At 42.0% G+C, this 21562-nt stretch carries 16 protein-coding genes; 2 read left to right on the top strand and 14 right to left on the bottom strand.

What is annotated here, in order from left to right:
- Positions 1-306: 306 nt before the first annotated feature.
- The 8 genes from ACW689_RS05150 to ACW689_RS05115 form a co-directional block, all read right to left on the bottom strand.
- Positions 307-648, bottom strand: a complete 342-nt coding sequence (locus ACW689_RS05150; protein WP_476288993.1) for a hypothetical protein — start codon at positions 646-648, stop codon at positions 307-309.
- Between the two features lie 125 nt (positions 649-773).
- On the bottom strand, positions 774-1073 hold the full coding sequence (locus tag ACW689_RS05145) for a DUF3088 family protein (protein WP_476288991.1): 300 nt from the start codon (positions 1071-1073) through the stop codon (positions 774-776).
- Positions 1074-1213: 140 nt separating this feature from the next.
- The gene (locus tag ACW689_RS05140) at positions 1214-1702 is read right to left on the bottom strand and encodes a 2-thiouracil desulfurase family protein (RefSeq protein WP_476288989.1); all 489 of its coding nucleotides are present in this window, start codon (positions 1700-1702) and stop codon (positions 1214-1216) included.
- Positions 1703-2041: 339 nt separating this feature from the next.
- On the bottom strand, positions 2042-3175 hold the full coding sequence (locus ACW689_RS05135; protein ID WP_476288987.1) for an alpha/beta hydrolase: 1134 nt from the start codon (positions 3173-3175) through the stop codon (positions 2042-2044).
- Between the two features lie 60 nt (positions 3176-3235).
- Entirely contained in the window at positions 3236-3538 is a 303-nt protein-coding gene (locus ACW689_RS05130) for a YciI family protein (protein WP_476288985.1), read from the bottom strand.
- A 225-nt stretch (positions 3539-3763) separates the two neighbouring features.
- A complete protein-coding gene (locus tag ACW689_RS05125) occupies positions 3764-5566 on the bottom strand; it encodes an alpha-keto acid decarboxylase family protein (RefSeq protein ID WP_476288984.1) in 1803 nt (600 codons plus the stop codon).
- Between the two features lie 60 nt (positions 5567-5626).
- Positions 5627-7597 carry an FAD-dependent L-amino acid oxidase gene (locus tag ACW689_RS05120; protein ID WP_476288982.1) on the bottom strand — a complete coding sequence of 657 codons (1971 nt, stop codon included), beginning with the start codon at positions 7595-7597 and terminating at the stop codon, positions 5627-5629.
- Between the two features lie 556 nt (positions 7598-8153).
- A complete protein-coding gene (locus tag ACW689_RS05115) occupies positions 8154-8939 on the bottom strand; it encodes a hypothetical protein (protein WP_476288980.1) in 786 nt (261 codons plus the stop codon).
- Between the two features lie 529 nt (positions 8940-9468).
- Here ACW689_RS05115 and ACW689_RS05110 point away from each other — a divergent pair.
- Positions 9469-10257, top strand: a complete 789-nt coding sequence (locus tag ACW689_RS05110; protein WP_476288978.1) for a PhzF family phenazine biosynthesis protein — start codon at positions 9469-9471, stop codon at positions 10255-10257.
- Positions 10258-10488: 231 nt separating this feature from the next.
- On the opposite strand, the gene ACW689_RS05105 is transcribed toward ACW689_RS05110, so the two are convergent.
- The 5 genes from ACW689_RS05105 to ACW689_RS05085 form a co-directional block, all read right to left on the bottom strand.
- A complete protein-coding gene (locus ACW689_RS05105) occupies positions 10489-10860 on the bottom strand; it encodes a hypothetical protein (protein ID WP_476288977.1) in 372 nt (123 codons plus the stop codon).
- Positions 10861-11492: 632 nt separating this feature from the next.
- A complete protein-coding gene (locus ACW689_RS05100) occupies positions 11493-14093 on the bottom strand; it encodes an ExeM/NucH family extracellular endonuclease (protein WP_476288975.1) in 2601 nt (866 codons plus the stop codon).
- 273 nt (positions 14094-14366) lie between these two features.
- On the bottom strand, positions 14367-15167 hold the full coding sequence (locus ACW689_RS05095; RefSeq protein WP_476288974.1) for a putative porin: 801 nt from the start codon (positions 15165-15167) through the stop codon (positions 14367-14369).
- A gap of 142 nt (positions 15168-15309) precedes the next feature.
- Positions 15310-16515, bottom strand: coding sequence for a hypothetical protein (locus ACW689_RS05090; RefSeq protein ID WP_476288972.1), 1206 nt, complete (start codon positions 16513-16515; stop codon positions 15310-15312).
- Between the two features lie 87 nt (positions 16516-16602).
- Positions 16603-18252: a trypsin-like serine protease gene (locus ACW689_RS05085; protein ID WP_476288970.1), complete on the bottom strand. Its 1650-nt coding sequence runs from the start codon at positions 18250-18252 to the stop codon at positions 16603-16605.
- Between the two features lie 341 nt (positions 18253-18593).
- Here ACW689_RS05085 and phnW point away from each other — a divergent pair, with 341 nt between their 5' ends.
- Complete coding sequence (phnW, locus tag ACW689_RS05080; RefSeq protein WP_476288968.1) at positions 18594-19691, top strand: 2-aminoethylphosphonate--pyruvate transaminase; 1098 nt, start codon at positions 18594-18596, stop codon at positions 19689-19691.
- Between the two features lie 684 nt (positions 19692-20375).
- Here phnW and ACW689_RS05075 read toward each other — a convergent pair.
- Entirely contained in the window at positions 20376-21347 is a 972-nt protein-coding gene (locus tag ACW689_RS05075; protein ID WP_476288966.1) for a transposase, read from the bottom strand.
- Positions 21348-21562: the final 215 nt, after the last annotated feature.

The raw sequence follows: 21562 nt of genomic DNA, 5'->3' as shown, positions 1-21562 counted from the left end.
TGGTTTCCTCAATCCTTTGAGTGCAGGATCAAAGCTTAGGCGGCATTTTAGTAAGGCGCAAATTTGTGGTGGGTGTCTTTGGTTTCTTTTTGGTTTCTTTTTGGTTTCTTTCTGGGTGGCGCCTTTGGCTTAATAAACCTACATTTTGACGTAGGTCGTCACAGGGGGCGCAGCGCCGCCATCCGTCTAGAAGCAAGCCTACTTTACCGGGTTTGAGCTTGTCTTTTTTATACAAGCCGGCCTGCTGTTTGGACCTAATTCAGAAGGCGGAAAATAAGTGACCCCCTCAGAGGGAAAATAAGCTTGTTATAAGCCTTTGTTTATTTTACGCGACTTATGGTACATCGCCGTCCAGTAAGTTGACATTGCCCCACACCAAACTATTGCGAGTGCGACAATGTACATGAAGCTGTCTGTCTCGGAATTTTGGAATAGGGAATACAAAATCAGCAACCCAAAGGCACTTGCTAAAACTGACGCTACACGAGATTTCTTGGTGAAAATTGCAACAGTAAATAGCATCAATATTACTGCATCATAGAACTTGGAAAATTCAAAGAAAGAGTAACCACCATAGAATACCGATGCAGCAAATAGATATGCCGCCTGATTTTTTATTTGTTCTAGATAAACACTCGACTCTTTCATACTACTCTTGGCTTATAATGCCGTTGTAATCGGCTACAATTGGTTGACTAAAATTTGTGAGGCACGAACAAAGTAAATTGTTATTTGTCCGCATTTACGACCTTGTCAGGTTCACTCTACTCGAACTACGGGTGTGCCGCTGCCCCACCAAGTTCATTTGCTAAATAGTTAATAATTTCCACTGGTTCAGTGATCGTCTTATTATTTTCAAGTATAAGTACAGGAAGCCATTGGTTATCTTCACCCAATATATCCACTACTTCCTTTCTTGGTTTTGAAAACTCGATACGGTGAACTTCCACCATATCCTCCCAGTGTGTGTTTACTGACAATGCACCTTCAATAAGTGCACAGTGTGAACAGATCCACATTTTTCCAGGACCATCTTCAAATGGCATTTTTAAAACAAATAATTTAGGTTTCACCAATTACTACTCCATGTTGATATGCTCAAATTTTCTGAAAGCTTAACGTAGACCGCTGAGCACAAACCATTATACCGTAAACGCTTAACCTGAATAAAACTGAAGTCGCCAAGCGTTGTGAATTCATCTGGAATTCCTTGTTAGCTATGTTTTTCCAATGCTTCTCGGAGTTTAGCTATCGTATACTGGCTGTAGACTTTAATGCCATTGCGCTCTAACAATGCAGTCGCTACTCCTGAGCCATCGATTTTGACCCCGTTGAATGTGCCATCGTAAATCTTTGAACTACCACACGAAGGACTACCCTCTGCGAGTACCGCGTACTGTATTTGCTGTTTTTTGCATAGTTCCAAAGCTCTCTCTGCACCATTTACAAATTGTTTAGTAACATCAACGCCATCATTTGTGACAATATTTGCCAAACCATCTAATACATCAACACCGTTCCCTCTGATGATTTCAGCAGGTGCTCTTGGGATAGGAAGACCTGCTGATACCTCAGGGCAAAAGATCACGAGTTCTGTATTTGACTTAAGCCAAAGCAACTCAGACTCTGGCATTGATAAACAGCTCGCATTGTATCTAACGTTGTTTCCAACCAAACACGAACTGACGAGGACTTTGACCACTGGAATTCCTTTGTATACGAGAAATAGCTAACAGATAATTGGACTCCCTCCTGCTACGTTTATTAGTAGCTCGCTTTAAGCTTGGAGTCATACAGTTATACGCAATACTACAGTGACCGATGTTGGTTTGGCAAAAGATGTTCGGCAGGTTTGCATGTGCGCAAACAATCAGGTTCGCTCAAGAAAACAACTGAGGTCAGGTCTTGCATTTTGTGCATTGATATAAATTTTATCAAAGCCCAGTCCTCACTCATACCTGCTTGCCATCTTGAGCAAAACAACTCATCAACACGATAAAAGCAGATATGAGCGACGACATTAAAAAGCTATCCCTTATTTTCAGTCATTTACTTCTTTCTTACTGAGCTGCTTGTTCTGGCTAAGTATTTCATTTAAAAACAACGATGAATTCGCTTTGGCGAGTTTTACGGCTGTTTTAGACGCGTCTAATGCTTGCTTGGATTGTTTGTTTAGGGTGTAAGCGGTTGCTAGGCTGTCCCATAAAATTTCTGACTTATTAAACACTTGCACGCCTTTTTCTAAAATTTCGACACCCCATTGTGTTTTGCCTTCGTACGCGGCTTTTAGTCCGTATACGTTGTATTGATGTACGCCCAGAGGCATGTTGTAGCCATATTGCTGGCTTTTTTGCTGATAAAATGCATGGATCTGGCCAAGTGGCATCACGTCTATTTCAGGTATAGCATTCCAATCTTTAAAAAGGGTTTTGAGTGCGCTCATATTGGCGGGTAATGGCGTGCTATCGTGTGTGTCATTAGCAAAACGCTCTGAGTGCCAAGTCAGATTGGCAAGTGGTTGAGTGTTTAACGCGTCAAGCATTTTGGTGTAGTTATCAATCATCTCTCCAGGCTCGCTTGCCATGCTCAAAAACCATGAGCGGGCCGCATTAAAGTGTGTACTTTGAAGCGTTTTATAGTGTTTTATTAAACTGCCATTATCCCACCAAAGGCTGGGGCTGATAGAAATATAGTTTTGAAAAATGGCGTCTTTTTGAAGTGCTAGATAGCTGGTGAACAGTCCACCTAATGAGTGGCCAGAGATACTGTAATAGGGCGCAATACGGTATTTTTCTTTTAGTTTTGGGATCAGTTCTTGTTGTAAAAATGCTTTGAATAAATGCGCTTGGCCAGAGCGGCCAATAAATTGCTCATGCTCTGTGGGCGTGAAATATTGCATACGCTTAAGTACGCTGACTCCGACCGTAATCATCTCAGGGGTGATAGCGTAACTGCTTAAAAACTGATTGCTTGCGGTAATATGGTTAAATTGCATTGAACCATCGAGGGTTAACAACAAAGGATATTTAAAGGAGTCGGAATGACGGTAGGTGTCGGGTAACGATATTTGTACGGTAACGGTTTCGTCGATAAATTTTGAAGTAAAAGACAATCGCTCAGTATCTGCGTAAGAAAAATGTGTGAAAACTAAAAATAAGAAAGCGGCTATTCTCATGACAATCCTGTATTTACTGCGTTGGTGTTGAATAATAATGGGGCTGTGACATCTGGCCTTTTAAAGCTTTAATTGTTCTACAGGCACTAAACGTGCTTCACTCACTTCTATTTTTTCCCAAACTTGGTTGGTAACATAAGGGTCGTTCTCAAGCCATGTGTTCAGTGCGGCTCTATCTTCAAACTCTACATGAACGGACGAGCCAATCATTTTGCCATGGCTATCAAGCATGGCGCCGCCGCTTATAAATGAGCCGTTATTAACCATCTTTTTTATGCCAGCCATGTGTTCTTCTCGGCACGCTAAGCGTCTGTTTATCGCATCTTCGTCCATGTAGTCGTAAGCGGTGATGATAAATTGCATATTACATCCTTAATTTTGCTTGAGATTTAGAAGTTAGTTCTTTGATATTGCAGGTGTTTTATATCATACAATGGCATTGATACATAGCAATAGCAGCGGTTTAGAGGCTTAGTTGACTAAAAAGGATTTAAGTCTGCGTGTGTATATTCAAAAGCACACTGATATGATGATTTTGTAAAAGCCCTGCGTGATATGCAGGGCTAGAAAAGCTTAAATTAAACGTGGCTAAAATTTGCCAGCTGGTGGCCAGTTTGGATTGTCTATTTCATCTTCGCCGACAGCGGTGCCAGCTTCTTGGGCTATAGACGAAGGAACATTCTCTTTCGGAATACACACTTCGACCAGATAGTTTGTATCTGGGTTACAGCGAATTTCTTCCATCACCGCGAGTAGTTCACTCATATGCTTGACCTTGCGGCCGACACCGCCAAATGCGTCGGTTAGCTTAGAAATGTTCCAGCTCGGTAACTCGTTGTACGCATATACACTATCGAGAAGCGGATCTTGATAGTCAACAGGTGGTGTTCTGAATGGATTTGGATTAACCAGATACTGCTCAATACCGTAAATGCCGTTGGCAATAACAAATACCACGGTATTTTGCCCATAGGCATGTTGATCTGCGACCGCTTGGCAGGTTTCGTGGAAAGCACCATCACCTACAACAACAATTGAACGTTTGTCTGGATAAGCGCATTTTACCCCTGTGCCGGCGGCTACTGAGTATCCGATTGAAAGCCATGCAGCTTGCGCCACAAAACCATTACGGCTTGGGATCTTAACGCCTTGTGCACCAATTAATGGGAAGCCAGCATCAACAACCATGACATCATCTTCGGTGAGCCATTGACTCATGGTATGAAAGAAATTGTCATATCCTAATGTGCTATCTGAATTAGGGATCGTACAGGCTCTTAACTGGAGCTGTTTGGTTAAGCGAAGCCCTTGCATTTGTGCTGGGTTAGTTTTGGCCAACTCTGTAAACTGTTCGATCAGCTGGTTTAAGTAATCACCTAATTGTACTGACGGATAAAAGTTCGCGCCTACAAATACGCCATCATGCGCTGCCAGCACGGTTTTATCGCTACGAATATCTTCATTGCCAGTATCCTTGCCTGTTGTCCAGGCACCAATACCAACGAGTGCACCGTCGTCACCAACCAATGCGTCAATTTCTTCGTTTTTCAGCGTTACACAACCTTCAAACCAAGGGTGTGTCTCTTCAATGACCGATTTGCTCAGCGCTGAAGTAACGAAATGGATATGCTGATTTGGTAGTGTGTGTGAGTGATTAAGCAAAGCGAGTAGCTCTAAGAACTTATCTTGTAGCCCAAATCGCTGTAACTCAATACCTGCCCAAAAGATGCTGTTTGGTTTGCTAAGCATTAAGTCGACGGTCGCTTTCGCCGCATTTTTTGCTTCACTGACGGTGATTGTTGCGTCAACACCTGACTTTAGCTTTCCATGAGGCTTTTCACACGGTGTACGCCATACATCTTCAGCCACTTCAAAGTAAATAGGGCGTTTTTGGGTCAGCATAGCGGTGATGGCTGAATCAATTTGATAAGGGGCCTGCTGCGCATTGGTGATCCGTTCAGCTGCAACGGTGATCGGTTTAAACATATGAATATCAACAAAATCATAGCCAGTGGTATGCGAATAAAGCAGACCGGCTTGCTTTGAGATTTGATCTTCTTTGTTAGTTGGCGCGCCGTTTATTAAAATCACAGGCACTTGCTCGACAAAAGAACCCGCAATGGTGTTAAGCAAGCTAAATGCACCCACACTGTAGGTCACGTAAAGTGCGCTGACGCCTTTTAAGCGAGCATACGCGTCTGCTGCAAAGCCTGCGCAAATCTCATTAGCGTTACCAGAAATTTTGATGGGTGAATTGTCGTCGGATAAGATCACATCAAGTAACGCCGCGGTATAGTTACCCGCAACGCCGAACATTTGTTCTACGCCAATTTCTTCAAGTCGTGCTTTTAAATAGTCAGCAACGCAATATTCATTTATGACACTATTCATAATTTTTCTCGAAATGTTGGGACTAAAAAGGAGGTGCATGGCACCTCCATTAGGGAGAAGTTAAGCTTTATCGAAGTAAGTTAAGTTAACGCCTAGTACGCTGGTTAAATCGCGTGTATTGTCGATGGGTGCTTCACTTAGGCTTAATTGTGGGTCAATGTATTCATTGATAAGCTTAGTAGCGTTTTCTTCGTACACCGCCTTGATTGCAATTGCAGGCGGAACACCTGTTTGCTGTTCATAGACTTCATTCAGTGGCTCCAAGCCAAAACCTTGTTTTAATACAAGGTCTGTAGAGCGTAGTGCACCTTCAACCCAACCTTGGTAATCTGAGAAAGCTTCACCGCAGGTGAACAAGTTAGGTAGCGGTTCAGTTAGCTCTTTCATTACTTCTCTATCATCAGCACCTACTGCCCATTGGTGCACGCCGTAACCAAACTGCTGACTTGCGGGTAGATTAAAATCAACACTGCCTTCCCAAATACGTGCGCTGGTGAGAACAGGTTGTGGTACATAATGTGTATCAAAGATGTTTTTGAAAAAAGCGGTTGCTTGTTCAACTACGGCTTCTGATGCTGGGTAAATATCAGAAGGAACACTCTCAACATATTTATCTTGATGCGGGTTGTGATATAGCTCACCTTTGTTTTGCAAAGCGCTCCAGAAATTAATATTGAGATAGTCACAGTAAATGGTGAGTGCCGCTGGGCGATCGTATTTTTGCGCATCAATTATATCGAGCTTGGCTTGTGTTTCTTTGCTTGGTTGCGTTTTACGTTCTTCATACATCAGCGCTGCAACAAGTGGCTCATTGACTGCGTAGAATGGATACACTGACCCTGTTGGTAAATCTGCAAAGTTAGGGCCAAACTCAATAGAAGGGCGGCCTGTAATGCCCGTTGCCCACCACGCTGAATCATAATACAAATTGATTTTTAGCAGTGGCTGATTGGTCGCTGTTTGTAATGTGTTCCAAATTTTTTCAGACTCGGGCTTCGGTAAACGGTGGAAAGCATTAGAGCCAATGAATAGGCGCTCAAGCGCGAGTCTAGGTAAACCCAAGATGACTTTGTCTGCATGCACGTGTCCGCGATGTTCTTTGTTATTTTCGTCAATATGCGTGTAGCGAAGAATGTACTTTTTATGCTCTTCGTCGTAGTCAATTGCTTCAATTTCTGTTTGTAAATGGATGTTGTCAGTGCCTACTTTTTCTACTAGAGCATTAGGCAAAGTGCTGAAGCCATCTTTGAAGGTACGGAATTTTGCGTCTGCTGGGAAGTCTTCAAGTAGCTGATATGCGACACCGGCATTCATTTTTGATAAGAAAGTACCGTTGAAACCTAATGCACGATACAACATGGTAATACACTCTTGCGAGTAACCCATATCTGAGTATAGGTCCCACAACGTCCATTCATTTAGTGCTTTGTCTTTCCATTTGCAATCTAGACGAAATGCTTGCCAAAACTCAGGGCCTTTTACTGCAGGACGACTATCAAATTGAGGGTTAGCTTGCAGAATACGGTTGAATACCACATTAACAATTTCGGTTGGATTCATACCTTGCTCCGACTGATCAAGGTTATACAGCTGTGACCAAATAGCATAGTTGTCTTCTGCCGCTTGGTTTACTGAGAAGCTTTCACCACGGAAGAATAAGCGGTTGTTACCACCACTGTTCATTGGAAAAGGCACGATTTGATCTTGCAGATCAAGCTTTAAAAATAGTGCCATTAAGTCATCCATACCATCAAATAAGAAGCGCATACCACCTTGTTCTTCTTTTACTGTGATGGTTTGCGGTTGCTCAGGTCCCGACTTTTGGTTTTTAAAATTAATGAGATCTGAATCCAAGCGGCCGCCTGTAAGGTCAGAGCGTTCAAAGATGGCTATCTGTCCTGCATCTTTTACTTCATTTTGTATACGCCAAGCACTGTAAAGACCTGACATACCAGCACCAACAATCGCAACTTCAACATGGTGTGGGAGGGATTTACTCTTAATCTCATTGCCAAACTTATAATGGGTCATGATAATTCCTTGATCTAGTTGCTGCTTCATACAAGAAGGAAAGTAAACTCACTTGAAGTTGCTACGAGTGCCTTCCTTGCTTGCGATGCGAATAAACGTTTTTTGCTTGTTAACGTACTTTGGATAGTGACAGGTCAGTGTCGCCGAACTGAATGACGCTCAACGTTGTCTGCAAAGCACATTTGATTAAATGTAGCAGATGTGTAAATTAATGTGAGTTACAACGTATTACAGACTGTAATTTGGTGATGAAAGTGAATTTAGTCTATGAAATAAAACACTTTTTATTTCCGTATTTTTTTATACCAATCCGCTTAACTAAGTAGTCTATATTGAGGCAAGAAAACCTTGCCGGTAGCACTGCGATCGCCAAGGCAAAAATTTCATTATTTAGTTGTTCTAAATGAGAAATTTTTAACGCAGCTATCATCAGGTTTAGTCACTCAAAATGATTAAGTGTTATTGCAAATTAGTATTAGACCTGTAACCGTGAGTATTGAACAAAAAAGCCTTCCGACGGAAGGCTCAAAGATGTAAACAAAGCGACTTTGTAAGCCTACTTAATGATTAATTCGTCTTCAACAGCATAAATGACGTCAGGGTTAGTTAATGTCAGTACTTTTACTGCCATGGTTTTACCTGCCGCATTTGAACACTCGATGATTTGATAAAGTACTGGTTGTCCAGCTTGAGAATTATCAACGGTTGTTTCGCTCATGAACACATCAGAATGGAAAGGCCCTTTTCTCCCCTCTGAGTGAAATAATCCAAGTTCAACACCACGGTTTGACAATGTGGTGCAGCGACCGCTGTTGTTTTGGTTATTTACACGCAAATGGCTCGTCACTTTATATGCACTATGATAACCGTATGTATTTGGTCGGTGCACGAATTCGCCTTGAGGCTCTGCGCTTAGCTCCCATTCTACGATAGGGGCACCAGGTATATTAACTAATACATCGTAATCCTCGCCTTCAGCTGTTGTACAAGATACAACTAAACGTTTATTTGTGGTGAGGTATTGCTCAGGGATCTCAGCATCGGCCTGCTGAATGAAAACTTGAGCGGGCACTTCTGATACATTGGCATGTGCGATCTGTTCACCCGTTTCATGGCTATACACGTTACCATAACTACATGAGTCACCTTTAGCGCGTGGGTGTAGGTAAACGTTAAGGTGGTGCGCAAACTCACTGGTGATAATAGAAGTTGCGATTGGACCTTGACTATACTCAGTAACACGCTCAAAACCATCAGTATCGAATGCTTGGTTAGGTAATGCCATGCTGCTGGTAGAAGCGAGTACTGTTACTAAAGATAAAGCCATATTGAACTTTTTCATTACAAATTGTCCTTTTGTTTTCATTTAAGTTGACTAGTTAATGCGGAAATGGGCCCTTCCTTGCTAGCGAGTTGACAATAACTATTGATGACAGCGTTGTCAAAGTTGTTTTTATTAAATTTAATGATTTAAATCAAAAAATTATCTAAAGTTCATATTTGTGAATTTATATGATCTATATGGTTGAATAATAAACTAATAAAATTTGATAGAGATCAATATTGTTTATTTCAAAGTGCTGTTAATCGTTGTTAAATTTTCTAAAGTATAAAGTTTGTATTGATATTGGTTGTTTTCCTACATAATTAATGTTTCAGTATTATTTCAGCGCTACATTTCAAGTTTGAAAGCTATTCAAGTTGTTCATAATTAGACAAATAGTTTTGCTTAATGTGCTTTTTGGCCTTTTCTCAGTAAAGGTTAAAACAGTATTTTTCCAAAAAAACTAAATTAGTGCTGTATAACCCTTTAGCCTTTTGTTTTATAAATGTTTAAATTAGATATTCATGTAAAAAAATCTGGAGCTTCAATGAAATTACCCATTTATCAGATCGACGCATTTGCAAATGCGACTTTTCAAGGTAACCCTGCAGCTGTCATTCCTTTACCCTATTGGTTAGACGACGCGCTATTACAAAAAATTGCTCAGGAGAATAATTTGTCTGAAACGGCATTTTTTGTAAAAGGTACAGATGGATATGAGCTTCGTTGGTTTACACCAATGGATGAGGTGGACCTATGCGGTCATGCCACTCTAGCAACCGCTTATGTGATGTTTAAACACCTAGGGTATGAGCAAACCAATGTGCAGTTTCAAACTAAAAGTGGCACTTTAATTGTCTCGCGACAAGATGATATCTTCATTATGGATTTTCCAGCATCCAAATTAGAGGAGATCCCAGCTCCACTGGCTTTGTTGGGAGGGCTGAGAGAGATTGAACCAGAGCAGGTATTGGCCGCATTTGACTACGCCGTTGTGTTAGAAAGTGAAGAGCAGGTGAGGGCGTTACAACCTGACTTTTCAGCTTGGCGAAAGCTCGATAAACGAGGAGTGATAGTGACGGCGAAAGGAAATGGCTGTGACTTTGTTAGTCGTTGTTTTTTTCCTAAATTGAGTGTGGATGAAGACCCAGTAACAGGATCTGCACATTGTGAACTGGCGCCTTATTGGGCTAAGCGACTTAACAAAAAAGCGCTGGTCGCGCAGCAGCTGTCTTCACGCAGCGGTAGAGTTTTGTGTGATGTACTTGAGGAGCGCGTGATCTTAAAAGGTGCAGCTGCAGATTATATGAAAGGTGAGATTACCATTAACGAATGAAAATTAATTTATTTATCAGTGATTTATCATGCGTTAGCCAGTTGCTTTTAATGATGAGGATTCACTTGGTCGATACTCACTATACAAAGAAATACGGCGGGCAGTGGTTTTCGCGCCAAGGCCCGAATGCAAATAATAAGTGCAGCGCGATTCTAAAGGTGGATATCTGCTTATTGTTATGCACAGATATCCACTTTATTGGCTCAAAATACTTATTAATTGGGGCTTAAATTAGTAGCCTGTTTCGTAATCCATTGTTGCAGATACGTACTCTATGGTGCCGTCCTTGTAATGGATGTAGGCTTCGCCACGATCCACACTATAAGCGCGCACCGTTACTGTGCATGAGGTACCAGAAGTACAACCATCAATCCAACGGATTGAGTTATAAGGCTTTGAAATGTTCTTGATTGTGTAGCTACCTGTTGTTGAGTTGCTAAAACTAAAATCAAATGCACTACAGCTTGATGTGCCATTTCCCCATGTTTGCCCACCTCTTTTAGCAGAAATATGGCAAACCATATCGGCTGCCATCGCCGGAGTGGCAATTACAGCACCTAAAGCAAGCGATACAGGTAGAGCGAGTCTTTTTATTAGTTTCATAATTCATTCCTTTTGTAGTTTCTAATAACTTTTTGTTTTTATGCTTATTACTGCAACATGGTAATGAGTTATTACAATGCTAAAAAAAAGTTAGCAGTGAGATTGCAAGTTGTAAAATATTATTTCTAGTTAGTTCTAATGAACTTTTTAATTGCAGAGTAATAAGTTTTTATTTCAAAGCGTTATTAACTTTAGAAATTTAACTTTAGAATGTGGCGAGGCTCAATTATCTAATGTATTACGATATTGAAAGGTTGTTTCGAGCGATGATTTAGCCTTAATTTAAGGGTTGAAGCCTCTAGAATACTCAATAATATCTCGTAATGTAATCGAAAAGTACGTAGTTTTCTGCACGTAGATTGTTTCTTTATATTAAAGAGCTGGCTCGAATTCGCTTGATGGTGGGTATATAAAAACACCTGTGCTTTAAGCATAAGTTTATTATCGGCTGTGATTTACAAGGTGAATAAAATAAGTAATTAGAGAAATTAGGCTGTATTGGATATGTCGGTTTGATTGAGTGGCAGTGAGTAGTTGAGTGCAGTTACCTTAATGAGTTGAACCTCTCAAAGCGTCATGCAATAACAGAATAACCGCCAGCACTGCTGGCGGTTATTTATTAGCAACGCGGTTTACTTAGTTGCTTTGTATTTTAGCGTCACGTTTGCATATGGCAAAATACCACGTACGCCAAAGTGCCAAGAACCCGCCTGAGGATTGTTTAGCGAACACTGTTCTTCACTGCCCCAAAGGTAAGGGCGACAGTCGTATTTAAAGAAGCTGGTCTTTTTATCATGACGTACATAAAGATCCGCTTCACCTTCACCACTGATACTTACCTCAAGGTTTGTATAACCTTCTGGTAAGTCGATTGAAAAGCGTTGCCACCAAAACCAACCAGATAGACCAGTGAACTCGCCTTCGATCACTTCTTCCTTTGCTTTGGTTTTTAGCTCAATTACGATTGGGTCGTGGTCTGAAGCGCGATAAGCGTTATCGGCATATAGGCTTGCTAAGTGTTTATCTGACTTATATTCCATGTTGTAATCAAGTGCTACAGGTTCGTCTGCATTTATGTGCCAATCAGCAATATCGACGATTTTTTCCATCATAGATTCACTGGCAAACGCATGGTCAAGGCTACCAATACGGCCTTGGTAAACATATGAGTAGTCAGTGGTAGTTTGATGTAGCTGCTTCTTGATATCTTGGTAACCTTGCTCAACATAGGTTCTAATAGGGTCTTCTTGACCGTATGCGTTCATGTCGCCAAGAATAATCGTATCGGGATCTTGTAGGCCAGTTGGTGATGTTGCAATCCAGCTAGATAGCGCCTTAACCGCATTTACACGCGTTAAGTTCCAACAGCCTTGGCCATCTTTTTGATCTTGATCCAAGCCCTCTGCCTTTGAGCAGCTGCCTTTTGAGCGTAAGTGTGCAACGACTAAGTTGAATGTTTCGTCACTTTGTAAGTCCGTGAACGTTTGCATAACTGGTGGACGGTTGCCATAGTCAAACGGTACTGTTTCAGTAAATGCGGCCGTACCCACTTCTTTTACTTTGTTGCTACGATAGATGATGGCTGACATGATGGCGTCGCCACCAACTTTTTCAGTACCAAGGTTAACGTATGCATAAGTATTTTCAGCATCTTGTGCGTTCAATGTAGCGGTTAAATCTGCTAATGCGCTAAGCTCACTGAAACCATCGTTTTCCATTTCTAGAATACCGAATAGATCAGCGTCTAGCTTCAGCATTGCTGCAACTGTTTTTGCTTTTTGACGTTCAAACTCTGCTTGTGTGTCAGCACCACGTGGTGTTGGGTAACCAGCGCCTTGTCCATCACCATTGAAGTAGTTTAATACGTTGAAGCTCGCGATGCGTAGGTCACCACGAGTGGTTACTTCAGGTGCATCTGTACGAGTATTCGTCGCGATAAAGTTAGGTTGAGTCGTTGGGTGAATGCGGTACTGGCTATAACCATAGCCTAATACACCTTGTACGCCCGTCACTGTATCGCCTAAGCGTAATGTGTTGTAGGCATCCAATTCTGGGCTTGGATAAGGGATCACGTCAGGGTTTTGTGCTGAAGAGCCATCGTCTAGTAAAATTTCTTTTTGCTTATTTTGTGCTTCTACTGCGTTTGCAGCTTCACCAGGCAGTGCAACTTGAGTTGATTGATATAGACGTTCAGTACCAAGGCGCAGCTCACCATAACGCTTAAGACCATAGGTATCGTTAACAACTAGGTCGTTGCTTACTTCAACAAGCATACCTTCAACTGACTCTAAGCCCGCTTCGACTGGTAGAGTAATTGTCGTAGCAGGAACAGACGCTGATGTACCACACACTTTAACTGCATTGACAGAAGTTAGTTGTGTTTGGCCGTATTTTTCTTCTACTTTACCCGCAACTTTAACGATATCACCGTTGTTAACTTGGGTAGTTTTGAAATATACAAAAATACCTTCTGAAGTCATTGGGTCGTTGTCTTGATCTGTTAATTCTTCTTGTAAGAAGAAGCCTTTCAATTGGTCATCGCCTTGCAGAGCAGAGGTTACCACACCTTGGATCTCAACCGTTTGACCTGCAAGCGGGCTCGCATCGCCAGCACCTTGCACTTGGCTTATCAAAACGTTGTTTGTGTCACAAACAAGATCTTCAGGCTCCGGTGGTAACTCGTCTGAGTGTTTACCGATATTTGAGAAGTCATCTTTAGCGTTTGCAAACCATTGTGTAGAAGGTAAAAATTCATCACTTGCGTTTGTATCACCGATCATAAACTGAGGTTTACGAACTAAGCTTTTGTCTTTAGTATTGGCTTCATCGTCTGCCCAGCTAGTGCCGGGATCCACACCAATTTGGCCTAAGCTATCAATGATGCTGTCAGCCTTAAGCAGCGCAATCGCGTCGTCGCCATTAAACCAACTACCGCTTGATAAAAGCTGTGCTTTTGATGTTAGCTCTTCACTTGCACTTGAATGTGCAATCACGAAAGTTGCTTTTGGATCTAAGCTGCCCTCAAGTGTAATCGTGCGACCTGCGTCGGTGTTACCGTTGAAGTAAAAAGTGACGACGTAGTCAGCTAAATTTACAGCTTGATCGCCTGTATTATACAGTTCTACAGCTTTGTTATAGCTGCTGCCTTCTACGTACTCAGAAATGATTAGCTCTGCATGAGCTGGTAAGCAAGCCGCTGAGATCAGGGTTGCAAGAATTGTTTTTTTTAACATTTTATTATAGTTCCCGTGTTTAGCACTAATCTAGCTCTTTGGCCAGATTTGGATATTCTACCCGAAAATAATTACATTTGTGTTTAAAAAATTTCAACAAAGGCAGGAATTAGATGAATGAATGTAAATATGGAGGTTTCTTTTTTGGGAATACAATAAATTAGAGTTTTTAGATTAATTGTGATTTATGTAACCTATTCGCAGCTTGGTTAACATTTGCGCAGTATTGCTGTCATGAAAAAGGCGGGTATATTGCCCGCCTAAAATCAATCATTAAAAGTTTGCATGGAAGGAGATTGATACTCTGTCACCATTATCATCGTCACTGTAATTTGCACGGTAATAGTACTTATCAGAGAAGAAGAATTTTGCTTCTAGTTCTAAGTCTGAATCGTAAGCGCCTATACCAAATGCCCAGTTTTCATTGACATAGTAACTAACCATCGCACGAGTAAAAGAACCTCTGTCATGTGCGAAGTCTTCGTGGCTTACATCAAGCGCGAGGTACTGACCACCCTCTAGCTTTTTGAAGTAACGACCAGAAATCGACCAGTCGTCAGGGTTGTCTTTGATGCTTACAGAGACCCCTAAATAGTCTGAGTCGTTAATTTGGTGATTGTAGGATGCGCCTACCACCACATCATCGGAACGGTTATCATAACGAAAGCTTGTTATAGAAATTTTTAAGCTGTCATTATATAAGTAACCAAAGCCAATGCTGTGATTATCTTCGTGGCTAAGGTCGCTGATGCTGGCATTCATAAACCAATTGTTTAAAAATGCTTCACCTGACACGCTAAACGCGTTGTCATAGTCTGAATCAACATAACCAACGGATATTTTTGAGTCAGTATCTAGGTAACCATAGTCATCCCACACGCCTGTACTTTGCTGTGGTGCAAGGTAGTAGGTACTCGACAAGTCCATTATATTAAAGCTTTTTTTACCAAATACACCATGATCACGGTCTTGGTGCGTATAACGTGCTGCATTAAACCACTGTTTGTCAGCAGAGTCATTTGCAAAAGAAGTTAAGGGCAGCATTAATGCCAGACATGGAATTAAATAACGCATATTAAGTGTTCCTTACACTGTTAATTTAAAAATAGCGATCCCGCTATTCCAAAGTTGCCAATTGCGCACAAGGTACTGTTTGTTATATGCCTTTACAATATGAAAAGTGTAAAACATTGTTATAACTGGAGTAGTTACTCTACTAGCTGTGTTCAAAGTAAATACGATAAGTTGCCGACCAGATTGGAAAGTCGACGTCCATTAAATAGCAAACAAAGTCTTCAGGCTTCAGTTGAGCATAATTGAGTAAGTAATTAACTTTAGCGAGCATTGTGGGTGTTTGACTCAGAATATTGTGTGGATTTTGCAGGCTTACTACCCGTAATTCAGGAAAATCCGGTAAGCGTTCAGTCCACATATCTCCGGCACTGAGTTTACCTTCTTCGACTTTCTGATTGCCGTGGTAACAGCCCACATTGACGTTTGAACTTCTATCAATGGCCTTATCAACCATTACCAGCAAGGTAAGGCGTTTTGCTGGGTTTTTAATTGAAATACTCGTTGAGCTACATTGGCTTTTATGTGTAAGCGGGTTGACGAGCTCATCAGGGTTGTTGAAAACAAAGGTTGCATCAAAGCTTGAAACATCGGGAAGTTCATCAAAAACGATTCCTGAATTACTTGGCGAATAGCTACTGTATGCTTGCTCTAACCCTGATGTTGAAAACGCTTCAGCAATGCCTATGGAGAACTTGTTGGGCTCAACTTTACTGGCATGAGAGAGTAACTCAGGACGCGTAAAGTCGCTGGGGTGGGGGTGAGTGTAAAACTGTACAAACGGTGGCGCACCGCGTTGACGCTTGATACCGGATTTACTGATCAATGCCACTTCTTGCAAAAAGTCAGCTTTTTCATGCTGCCTAGTGAGTATGTAGGTGCAGAAAATCTCATCGACACTAAATCCCAATAAAGACTTTGCCGCGTAGTATAGTTGTGCACGTTTGTCTTGTTGATGAGGCGTTTCATCCACATCGGGCGTATTGAGCTGTTGTAACTGACGTTTGAGATCAGCATGGCTGCTTGCATGTTGTTTGACATTCTTAGCAAACAAAATAGCTGCCTGTTGCAACTGTTGATGAATTTGGGGCGAAATATGTGTTTGCAGTTTATCTGCGAACTCTTCTAGTGCTTTAGCGCCGGGTAATTGCAACAGTACTTGATCGCCCGTCGCTGCTTTTTTGGCATTGAAGATGCGTTGGCAGTTTGACCTATGGTAATTTAAAAAATTGGTTAAACCATTTATGGTATGTGCACTGGCGGGGAGCTCAGAAAATACAGCGTTTAGATTTTTTTTAATTCGTTCACCAAGTCGGGTGAGTTCACTGACGCTTTGCTGATTAAGTCCCATGTTATCAAGTCATTATTTAGTCATAAAAGTTAGATTACATGGGACTTAGCTATTTTTAAAGTCCGGTTGAGAAATTAAAAACTGTGATTACTGGCAGTTACCTACACGAGACCATGGACCCCAAGGGCCTGAACTTTGTGGATTTTCACCTTGTACCCACCAGTTAGCTTGATAAACAACACCCTCTACTTGAGCAAGATCCCCTTGCTGGTACACGGTTTGAGCAGACCATGCCTGAACACCGTTACAGTTGCCAGTCCCGCCATCGGTAACCGTGACCGACTTAGATACCGATACAGACTGATTATTATTATCTACAACAGTCAAGGTGACTTGATAGCTGCCCGCTTGTGCATAGGTGTGGCTAGGTGCGTATGCCGAACTCGTAGACCCGTCGCCGAAATTCCATTGAACTGCTGAGATGTCACCCGTACTGTTGTTGCTAAAGTTCACGGTTAAACCGCTGGCAGCAGCGCTGAAATCAGCAACAGGCACTGATGTATCGCCACATGCATTGCCTTTTTGCCACACGCTTGGGTATAAATCTGGCTGTGCACCTTGTGACCACCAAATTGCAGTATATTCGTAGCCATTAAAGCTCACTTTGTCATTGAGTGCATATGACTTAGATGCACTCCAAGCATCAACCCCGTCACAGCCAATCGGTCCTGAGCCATCCGTTACTTTAACTTGCTTAGAAGTGGTATTTGTTTGACCTTTTGTGTCAGTCACAGTGAGTTGTACGTTGTAAATACCCGACTCGCTGAAGCGATAAGTTGGGTTCGCTTGGTTTGATGTACCGCCTTGGCTGTCACCAAACTTCCAGCTATGACTTTGAACACCTTTGTCATCTGTTGAGCGATCTATGAACGTGACCGATAAACCATCTGCGCTAAAGTCAAAGTTAGCGACTGGTGCTCTATCATCAGGGTCAGTTGTACCAACGCCTGTTTTAGCTTTAATCCAGTTTAGGTAGCTTGTTGTTCTTGTGAACGCCGATGCCCCCTGACATGCAATGCCCCAACTTACCGTACCAATACTGTAAAAGTCATTGCCTACACGCACAGCATAAGGGCCACCGCTGTCACCATTACATGCTGAACGACCACCTTGACCACCGCCACAAATCACAGAGCTTGGGATGTTGAAGTTCAATTGACTGCTACAGCTTGAGTTTGAAATAACCGGCAAAGCGACTTCACGCAAAGTGTCACTTGCGCGGCCTCTATTTGAGGTTAAACCCCAGCCTGATACCGTGACATAATCGCCAATATTTGCATATTGTTGTTCAATCTCAGCGTTTGCCAACTTAGCTGGTGTGTATTGACTACTTGCTGGCGATGCTAAACGCAGTACCGCAATATCGTAGCCAGAACGGATGCTATTTGCACCACGCCATTGTTCGTGACTAATAATCTGAGATACACGTAAGGTTTGGCCGTCGTTTCTACTAATTGAGTGTGCACCCACACGTACAGTAAGGCTACTTGTTGAAGCATTGTCAACACAGTGTGCCGCCGTAAGAACCCAATCTTGACTGATCAACGTACCGCCACAACCTTGGCGACCATTCATCAGTAGTGCTACTTGGTAAGGTCTTGATTGTGGTTGTGATTCTGAACCGCCCACAATAGCAATTTCTACATCAGGAGCCGTTGACGTTTTGGCAGCTAAAAGCGGTGAAGCTAGAGTGCCTAAAATCGTCAAAGCGATAGTTGTCATTTTATTCTTGTACATGTTGTATCCTTGTTGTTACTCGTTAGTGAGTAATCTAGAAATAATCTGAGATATATTTTAGATCAATAGGTAGGTTAAGCTTTACCCAAGGTCAGACCAGTGTGTTTTACACGCTAAGTGCAAATATAAGCCAATAAATTAATAGGTTATCCGTATCGAATAATTTACAAATGCAATGTAAATGGATGTAAATATAGTGGTGTCAATGTAACTTTTTTGTGGTTTAAGTGGTTTTCAGAGTGTTTTTTGGTCATGAACGCTTATCTGTAATCTAACGTTCATAAACCTAGGTTCATTTTATGATTTAATCTTTCTGGTCTATACCAGATTGAGAGTGAATTATGGAAAACTATTTATTATTGACACCGGGCCCCCTTACAACATCGAAAACCGTCAAAGAAGCGATGCTGAAAGACTGGTGCACATGGGATGACGATTACAATCGGCAGATAGTGCAAGCGATTAGAATGCAATTGGTTGAACTTGCAACTGCCAGTGACGGCTATACAAGTGTGTTGATGCAAGGCAGTGGCACCGCCAGCGTTGAGGCTGCATTGGGTAGTCTTGTAACGAAGCGAGATTGTGTGTTGATCATAAACAACGGCGCTTATGGTAAACGTATGGCGCAAATAGCCCAAGTACTGAATATCAACCATCAAATACTCGAATTTGCAGAAACCCAGCTCCCTGATTTGGCGTTGATAGAGCAAGCGATTAATGACAATCCGGCGATTAGCCATATCGCGATGGTACATTGCGAAACAACCACGGGCATGTTGAACCCAGCCTATCAAGTGGGTCAAATCGCCAAGCGACATAACAAGTTGTTTATGCTCGATGCAATGAGCAGTTTTGGCGGCATTGAAATGGATATTGCCGACTACGGCGTAGACATACTAATCAGCTCAGCCAACAAATGCATTCAAGGTGTGCCTGGTTTTGGCTTCGTGATATTGAAAAAGCACATTATAGAAAGTAGCCAAGGTCTTGCGCGCTCACTGAGTTTAGATTTGTATGATCAATGGAAAACAATGGAGCAACATAATGGCAAGTGGCGCTTTACGTCTCCCACGCATGTAGTGCGTGCCTTTTTTCAGGCTCTAGAAGAGTTACGCCAAGAAGGAGGGGTGGCGAAGCGTTACCAGCGTTATGCACAAAATCAAAAAGCGCTGGTAAAAGGTATGCGTGAACTTGGCTTTACCACATTATTGGCCGATGACTTGCAGTCACCGATCATCACTTCATTTTATTCACCACAAACAAGTCGTTATAACTTTGAGCTTTTTTATTCAGTGCTAAAAGAGCAAGGGTTTGTGATTTACCCTGGCAAGGTATCAGAAGCGGCATGTTTTAGAATTGGTAATATTGGTGAGATTTATTTGCACGATATTGAAAGGCTACTCGCAGCGATTGAAAAAAGTCGATTTTGGTTAGATTGATTCGAACTTGCAACTAGCCAATAAATATTTGGGCGTTCAATGGGAACGCCTTGAAATATGACTAATTTGTAATAGCTCATACTCGAACTTATGGTTTAAAAGAATAGGTTTAGACTGTCGTCTGACAGGCGGCTTTAAGCGGTTCAAGAGACGGTCGTCATTATATGGCTATGTTGCTTCATTCTACAAAGCGGTCGTTCATTTAACTCATTCCTGTCCCAAAATGAGTTAGAGTCTCAATCGAATGAGAAGCAGATCTTTGTTTTCTCCATATTATGAAGCAAGCGGCTTGACCCCTTTTTCTTTTTGCTTGATCAGCGTTCCAGCCTCCGAAAACTTTACATAAAAGCAACTGGCCTTGCTCGGCTAATACAAAATTTCCATGAGGGTTGAGGTTATTTACAGTAAACATAGTGATTTCCTCCTGCGGGAAAGTGGCCTTTCAGCCACTCTTAAATAATTAACGACAGAAAAATAAGTGACACCCATCACTATTAATATTCAAGCTGAGGCAGTGGAGTAAAAACGTATAAAAATACTCCAATCACTGGGTACAAGAGCTCTTTTCGACAAGCCAATTTTTAACGCCAGAGTGTATCTCTACACCAAAACCGAATTATCGCGCACGACAAAGCGCTATAAATACATCAGTTATAGACTTTTGAGTTGATAGTGTTTGTCTGACTAAGACAACAAGCGCTCGCAGTTTGTTAGATTCGTGCGCCGTCGTTTTTGAAGTGTTTCGCAGTAAGTAGTTACTGCTCGCTCTCGACCAACCGCGCCGCGGAATACCCGAGAAAATTGAGTAGTGAGTCTTATCCAGTTCTCAGGTTCTATATTTATTCGAGTAAGAATGGGCTGCGCTTCGTTGATATAACCACGCTTGTCAGCGCGAATACATTGGCCTGTTAGTTCAACTAATTCAATATAGGATTTGAGCTCAAAAGGCAGTCCTTTTGGCATCTGTTTTCGAGGGCTGCCAGCAAAGCGTAGTAGGCTTTTTGGCTGTTTTCCCTGCTTAGCGTGGTCGATGCGCTTTTTGATGCTTGTATAGTCTGAGGTTTCAGGTGTTGCGGCGATTTTCGCTCTAATGGGGTTTAAATCTACGTAAGCGAGACAAGCAGCCAGTGCGGCTTCATCCAGTAATGCTTGAGATTTAAATCGTCCTTCCCAGAATCGACCTGTACAATTATCTTCTTTATTTGCTTTGCGGGCGATGTCTTCGTTAAGTACCCGCATAAACCAGCTAATATCCGCGAGTCTTTCCCTGTACTTGGCGACATGCTCATCGAGTATCAACTGCTCCGACTCTTTGAGTGGCGCTCCCTCAACGAGCTTATGTGTTATCCAATTGCCTTTGAATAACTTGTGCCACCGTATCACAATTGCTTTATCCGACAGACGCTTAGCCTTTTTATCATCAACATATAAAACAATGTGAGTATGATTACTCATCACGGCATAAGCACAGATATCAATACAAAACACAGACCCCAACATCAGGAGCTTTTTTTCAACCCAATCCCGGCGGTGCTCGTATGATTTGCCCGTAAATCTATCTTCACCGCACAGAAACGCGCGCCTTACACAACGGGAGATACAGTGATAGTATTTGGTGTCGGTTAAACTGATTTGTCTTTTACGGGCAGTTGCCATAGTTTGGTTTCCTCAATCCTTTGAGTGCAGGATCAAAGCTTAGGCGGCATCTTAGGAAGGTGCAAATTAGTGGTGGGTGTCAGCGATTTGTCAGCGATTTGTCTGGCAAGTATCTACTTCCTAGATAGAGAAGATATAGAATGGCTAACTAAAAAGCATTGGCCTTTGAAATAGATGCCTAACAAGTGCTTAAAGTCGGATTGCCACCCGATGGC

The organism is Pseudoalteromonas sp. ABE4_541 (genome assembly GCF_056312285.1).
This window is presented reverse-complemented; position numbering and strand designations above follow the sequence as displayed.